The 6573-nt window shown below is 57.9% G+C and carries 3 protein-coding genes and 5 tRNA genes; all 8 read left to right on the top strand.

All coding sequences use genetic code 11. The features are described from left to right. Positions 1 to 556: 556 nt before the first annotated feature. The 8 genes from I2F59_RS09585 to I2F59_RS09550 all read left to right on the top strand — a co-directional run bounded on the left by I2F59_RS09585 (position 557) and on the right by I2F59_RS09550 (position 6571). Positions 557 to 646: transfer RNA gene (locus I2F59_RS09585), tRNA-Leu, on the top strand. Between the two features lie 59 nt (positions 647 to 705). Further along, a complete protein-coding gene (locus tag I2F59_RS09580) occupies positions 706 to 3051 on the top strand; it encodes a GAF domain-containing SpoIIE family protein phosphatase (RefSeq protein WP_195503986.1) in 2346 nt (781 codons plus the stop codon). Between the two features lie 81 nt (positions 3052 to 3132). Further along, a complete protein-coding gene (locus I2F59_RS09575; protein ID WP_195503985.1) occupies positions 3133 to 3879 on the top strand; it encodes an anti-sigma factor antagonist in 747 nt (248 codons plus the stop codon). A 105-nt stretch (positions 3880 to 3984) separates the two neighbouring features. Beyond that, positions 3985 to 4060: transfer RNA gene (locus I2F59_RS09570), tRNA-Gly, on the top strand. Between the two features lie 34 nt (positions 4061 to 4094). Next, positions 4095 to 4168: transfer RNA gene (locus I2F59_RS09565), tRNA-Cys, on the top strand. 42 nt (positions 4169 to 4210) lie between these two features. Beyond that, positions 4211 to 4286, top strand: a tRNA-Gly gene (locus I2F59_RS09560). Between the two features lie 337 nt (positions 4287 to 4623). After that, entirely contained in the window at positions 4624 to 6357 is a 1734-nt protein-coding gene (locus I2F59_RS09555) for a glycoside hydrolase family 13 protein (RefSeq protein WP_229065436.1), read from the top strand. A 141-nt stretch (positions 6358 to 6498) separates the two neighbouring features. Continuing rightward, positions 6499 to 6571, top strand: a tRNA-Gly gene (locus I2F59_RS09550). The last annotated feature ends 2 nt before the right edge of the window (positions 6572 to 6573 follow it).

Raw genomic sequence — 6573 nt, 5'->3', positions numbered from 1 at the left:
CCGCATCTGATGGTGTCGACGTCAATGGTATACGGGTGCACCATCGACGTCTTCAATACAGAAGATATCAGTGCGGAATGTTCTGAAAACTAAGTCCAGCACGGGCCCTGAGTTACCGCCGCAGGGGGGGCGATTCCTTGATCGCTCACTTAATCTAATAGGAAAGATAGTGAGGCCGGAGCTTTAGCTCCGGCCTCCTTATATAAGGGCTCGGCAAAGCCGAGCCGCTAAATTTGTATTAGCCCTCAGAACATGTTTGAGAACTGTGCCTGAAGTACGTATTTGCAGGTCCCGAATCGGTGTTGCCTCCCGGCGCAATCCGCAGGGGGAGCGATATTTTGCAGCACGAAGTGCGTAGCAAAATATCGCTCATGCCCGAGGACGCGCCGGGAGGCAACACCGATTCGGGACCGGACATATAGATCTACCTGCTCATTTACAAATTCGTAAACTTTTTTCAAAAAAGTGCTTGCACAGTTCTCAAAACATAGGTTATTATCTTCCTCGTTGAACGCGCGGGTCCAACAAAACGAACCGCGAATCAACAACATAGCATGTCGGAGTGGCGGAATTGGCAGACGCGCTAGCTTGAGGTGCTAGTGACCGCTTTTTGGTCATGCGGGTTCAAGTCCCGCCTCCGACACCATCGCATTTGAGAAGCCTCTTCGGAGGCTTTTTTGTTACCGATAGACGGTGAGGTTCACGATGGAAACGCTTGAGCGCAACGAGTGGGCAGACGTTGCCCAATTGGTCGAGATCACGAGCGATGCTGTCATTATTTGCGAGCTCGACGGAACCATTTTGCATGTGAATAATCGCTTACTTGGTTTGATGTGCGAGGAACGCGCCGACGTCATCGGTAGAGATGTTAAAGACGTCCTGTACTCATCCGCTTTTGAACGTGCGACGGAGCATCGTCTGCCATTTGAAACTGATGGCTCCGAGAGCGAACTGATGCTCAAGCTGAGCGACGGCTCCTTTATCCCCGTCCTGGTTCGCGCAGGTTCCGTAACGCCTCCACGTATCTTTGGGCGCCGCGCGCCACGTGTCCTGGTGGCACTTCACAGTATCGAGGAACAGTATTCTCACGACCGTCAACTCAAGCGTGCGTTATCGGAGCTTAGAGTGGCGAACAAGCGTCTCTCTGGCACGCTCTCGGTCATTATGAGCACCGTGGGCTCCGATGAGCTACCCAGTCTGCTTGATACCGTTTTGAACCAACTTGTAGGAACGCTCGATGCTTCGGGTGCCGCTATTTATTTTTCTGAGAGCGGCGGTTTTAAGCTTCGCGGTGTTTCCAAGGAGCTGCACGACAGCTACCTGCCCGAGTTTTTGCCGTATGGCGCTGGCATTCCGACGTATGTTCTTCGCGAGTCGCGTGCCTGTCGCTTGTCGATTCAACAGGACCTTGAGGGCGATAGGGCCGCCTCCGGTATGTTCGTGGACCTGGACAATCGCTCTAAGCACCTGTTGCGCATGCAGGATATGCCTCCGTACCGCAGCGAGATCTGTCTTCCCGTTTTTTACGGTACGCAGATTCTTGGCGTGCTGGAAGTTGGTTGGAAACGCCCCCAGGCACCGCTCGCCTATGACGTTAATGTACTCGAGGTCATTTGCGATTACCTGTCTATCCAGCTGGTCGGCATGGCATCGAGCCTTCGCTCTCGTCGCACGGCCGAGCTTGGCCGCTCGCTCAATGTCTTACGCGATGAGTTGTTTACCTTTCTAGACGATTCCGCCGCGGCTACCCAGGCGGTATCGTCCGAGATCTGCAATATGCTCAACTGCCATTTTTGCCCTGTTGAGTATGATGCCAGTCTGGACGCCTACGTCATAGATTTTGAAGGTGGCAGTCGCGTTGCTTTGCCGGATGATCCCGAGAAGCTTTTCTTTTCCACGACGGCGCCGGCGGCACGTCTGGGAGCTGGCCCTGATGGCTTTGAGGCGTCTGTTTTGGGCGGTACGAGTGCCGAGGACCTTAAGCACGTCCGTATAACTCGCGTTGACGAATCGATGCCTATGGGAGGCTGGCTTAAGGCGCATGGTCTGCCTTGCCAGGGCCTCTACATCGACACCGGCATCGAGGCGGGGCGCCCGCGCTCTGAGGGTGATGGCAAGCACAGCAACGACGCGATTGTTCCTGCTTCTGTTGCGAAGGGCCCGACGACACGCGCGCTGCTGCTTCGTGATGGCAGCCAAGAGCCGATTGATGACCTTGAATATGACTACTTGGTGCACTTGGCGCATGACTTTGAACTGATCTACGAAGGCGAATCTCAAAAGCGCGAGGAGCGCCATATCGCTCAGACCCTCCAGATCGGCATGAGAAATTCCCTAGGGGATGTTCCGGGTATCGCAACCGATTCGGTATACCTTTCGGCAACGAATTCGGCGTTGGTTGGCGGCGACTTCTATACTCTTGTCCGTCTTCCCGACGATTGCGCCGTTATGATTTTGGGCGATGTATCCGGCAAAGGAATCGAGGCGGCGTCGATGTCAGCGCTCGTCAAGACGGCGCTGACGGCCTATGCCTGGGAGGGTGCTGGGCCCGCCCGTATGGCCCGCTCGCTCAATAGCATGCTCATGGGCTTTTCGAGGGTCGAGACGTTCGTGACGGCGTTTATCGCCAAGATTGATCTTAAAGCGGGTCGCGCTACCTACTGCTCTGCGGGACATCCTCCCACTATGGTCATTAGACCGTCGTCGACGCCGCTTGGCGGCGGAGAAACCCGAGGGGGAGAAGTGGAGCTCCTTGGGTGCCAATCGGGCGTGATCGGTGCCTTTGAGAGCATGGTGTACGAGACAGGCGTGTTTACGTTCGCTCCTGGTGACATGCTATTCATGTATACCGACGGAGCAATCGAAGCACGTGATCGCTCGGGTGCTTTCTTTGGCGAGCAGCGCCTTCGTGACCTTTTGCTCTCTGTCTCGGGTGAGGGTGTATCGGGAATCTGCGGTAAGGTCTTGGGAGAGCTTGACCGCTTTACCGAGTCGGCGCTGGACGATGACATTGCGCTGGTTTCCCTTGAGTTTTTACGGGGTCGATCGTAGACCGCGATACTTGACGGGCAAAATCTGCGCAGCTGCAGATATGTATGCATCGAGCGAGCTCTTTTGGGGAACCATGGTCGTATGAATGAGTGGAATGACATAGCGGTTTTGACGCCACCGGGTGATGTCGACATCGCCTCGGTGTCCGTGCTGCGCCGACGGTTGGATAATCTGATCGACCGGGGCGTGCGTCGCGTTGTCATCAATTGCCAGGCCGTGGGCTTTATCGACTCGACGGGTTTGGCGTTTTTGCTTACACGTGCCAGAGAGCTCATGAGGCGAGAGGGCCTGCTTTCGCTCGTTAACGCCTCCGATGAGGTCATTCGCTTTTTGGAGATTGCCCGACTTGTCGACATCCTTCATGTTGCGGGTCCGGCGCGTGAGTCGATTCCCGCTATTCCGGTGGGAGAGTTGCCACGATGGAGCAAGAGCGTCGAGGTCCGACAGGGTATCGAGAATCTTCCATACTATCGACATCGCATCGCCGAACTCCTTGAATCGCTTCCGTTGCGCCGCGACGAGCGCTACGATGTCGCGTTGGCGTCGGGGGAGGCGCTGGGTAATGCCTATGACCATGCGGGCGGTATCGGGTGCGTCCTGACGGTTCAGGCCTATGGCGATCGCGTCGTGGTTGAGGTGCTTGATCGGGGTGCCGGCTATTCTATCGATGGAGCGAGCGAACCGGTCGCATCTGAGGAACGCGGCCGTGGTATCAAGCTTATGCGTATGCTTGTCGATAACGTGGAGGTTGCTCGTCGCACAGACGGCACCGGCACGCGCGTGCAGATGGTGAAGCTATTTAGCGGAGCACTGGAATCGCGTGCCTAGCCAATCGCTTTAGCGCGTTTAGCCACCAAGAACACGCGGCCGGCAACTTTTTTGAAAAAAGTACTTGCGTCTTTTGGATAACTCGCGTAAATTAATAACCCGCAAGCGGACATGGCTCAGTTGGTAGAGCACAACCTTGCCAAGGTTGGGGTCGCGGGTTCGAGCCCCGTTGTCCGCTCCATTGCATTTCCGGACCGTTTAGGCGGTCCTTTTTCGGCGAAGTGGCCAAGTGGTAAGGCAGAGGCCTGCAAAGCCTTTACCCCCGGTTCGAATCCGGGCTTCGCCTCCAGGCAACATCCGGGCGCTCCGGCGCCCGTTTTGTTTTACATATGCGGACATGGCTCAGTTGGTAGAGCACAACCTTGCCAAGGTTGGGGTCGCGGGTTCGAGCCCCGTTGTCCGCTCCAACTATCTTACGCGGTTCTAACGAACCGCGTTTTTTGTTGACGCTGCGCGAGCCCCGGGCACCCCATCTTGCCCCCTCAATCGTCGGTCGCGTACATAAAGTACGCTTCCCTCCTCTTTCGCGGCAACCTGGGGCACCCGGAGCCCGCTCGCTGTTGTGGCCGGGGGAGTGAGTCTTCCGTTCTTTTCACTAATCGATCGATTCGTCCCAGGAGGCTCGAGCCCGAGAGGGAGCGAGCGTTTTGGGGTGTGGCTGTGGCGTTGTTTGCCTCGAATGACAGCTTTGGGCGTATCATCGTGGGCATCTCGCAAAACCTCGTTGCAAGGGAGGCTCACCCCATGGCTGCAGAAAAGTCCTCTTCGCGCTCATGGATGTCCGATGCCGCGATCTATCAGATCTACCCGCGTTCGTTTAAGGATTCGACCGGTTCGGGTCTGGGCGATATCGCGGGCATTACCCAGCAGATGGACTATCTTGAGCGGCTGGGCATCGAGGCCATCTGGCTGAGCCCGTTTTACCCTTCGCCTCTTGTCGATGGCGGCTATGATGTGGCGGACTACTGCGATGTCGACCCACGTCTCGGCTCGCTTGACGACTTCGATGACATGATCGCTGCGGCTCACGCGCGCGGCATCAAGGTCATCGTCGATATCGTGCCCAACCATTCATCCAACCAGCACCCCTGGTTCAAAGCCGCTCTTGCCGCCGGCCCCGGATCGCCCGAGCGCGCCCGTTATATCTTCCGCGATGGTCGCGGCGAGCATGGCGAGCTGCCTCCCACCAATTGGAATGCCAACTTTGGCGGCCCCGCCTGGACGCGTGTTGCGGACGGTCAATGGTATCTGCGCATGTTTACGCCCGAGCAGCCGGACTTTGACTGGTCATGCCCCGAGGTTCACGCGTTCTTTTGTGACATCCTGACGTTTTGGAGCGATCGAGGCGTCGATGGCTTTCGCATTGATGTGGCACACGGTCTTGCCAAGGATCTCGACCGCGATGACCTCGACCGGTGGCATCTCGCCGAGGGCGATGACATGGTTGACGATGGCACCCATCCGCTGTGGGACCGCAACGAGGTCCACGAGATCTATCGCGAGTGGCGCCGCGTGTTCGACCGCTATAATCCGCCGCGCAGCGCCGTTGCCGAGGCATGGGTACTGCCCGAGCGCCAGTATCTCTACGCGCGCCCCAGCGAGCTTGGCCAGACATTCAACTTTGAGTTCGCCAAGGCCACTTGGACCTATGATGACATGCACACTGCAATCGAGAAGGGCTTGAAGGCGGCCATCGAATCCGATTCCGCCTCGACCTGGGTACTCTCCAACCACGACGTGCCGCGCGTGGCGACACGCTATGCCCTGCCGCAAATCAAGGCGACGCGCTACCATCAGATTGCGCTCGACTGGCTCTTACGCGACGGGTCGTCTTATGACGAGGACCGTGAACTCGGCGAGCGCCGCGCGCGGGCGGCCCTTTTGCTTGAGCTGGCGCTTCCGGGCTCGGCATACGTGTATCAGGGTGAGGAGCTCGGCCTTTTTGAGGTGGCCGATATCCCGTGGGCTGCACTCGAAGATCCCACTGCGACCAATACGCACGGACCGAAGCGCGAGAAGGGGCGCGACGGCTGTCGTGTGCCCCTGCCATGGGTAGCGGCGGACGATCCCGCGCAGGGCGGATCGTTTGGGTTTTCGCTTGCGGACGCCGATGCGGTGCCCCATCTGCCGCAGCCTGCATGGTTTTCCGATTACGCTGCCGATAGGGAAGAAGCGGACCCGACATCGATGCTTGCGCTCTATCGTGACGCCCTCTGGCTGCGGCGCAAGCTGCGCGGGTGCGCCAACGATCTTACGTGGCTCGATCTTGACGGGCGCACCGGCCTTGCGGATGGTGCCGAGGGCGCTGAGGGCGGCGTCATCGCTTATCGCCGCGACAACGGCTGGGCGTGTGTGACGAACTTCGGCGCAGCGCCCGTGGAACTGCCGGCGGGCAGGGTCCTGCTCACCTCATCACCGCTTGCAGACGGCAGGCTCGCGCAGGACAGCTCTGCCTGGATCATGCTCGGTGAGATGTAAAGACCTCTTGCGGCGAGTTTGAGTTTGCCTGCACCCTCCGTGGCGGCTGATGTCTTCGCGAGGTTCGCGAGGGCGTTGCAAAACTTTTCAAAAAAAGTTCTTGCATAGGATGCGGGCATCACGTAAGATTAATCCCCGTAAGCGGACATGGCTCAGTTGGTAGAGCACAACCTTGCCAAGGTTGGGGTCGCGGGTTCGAGCCCCGTTGTCCGCTCC

Origin of the sequence: Collinsella aerofaciens, from assembly GCF_015556945.1 — a bacterium.
Lineage (GTDB): Bacteria > Actinomycetota > Coriobacteriia > Coriobacteriales > Coriobacteriaceae > Collinsella > Collinsella aerofaciens_AO.
The sequence above is the reverse complement of the archived record's forward strand: the minus strand, read 5'-3'. Positions and strand labels throughout refer to the sequence as shown.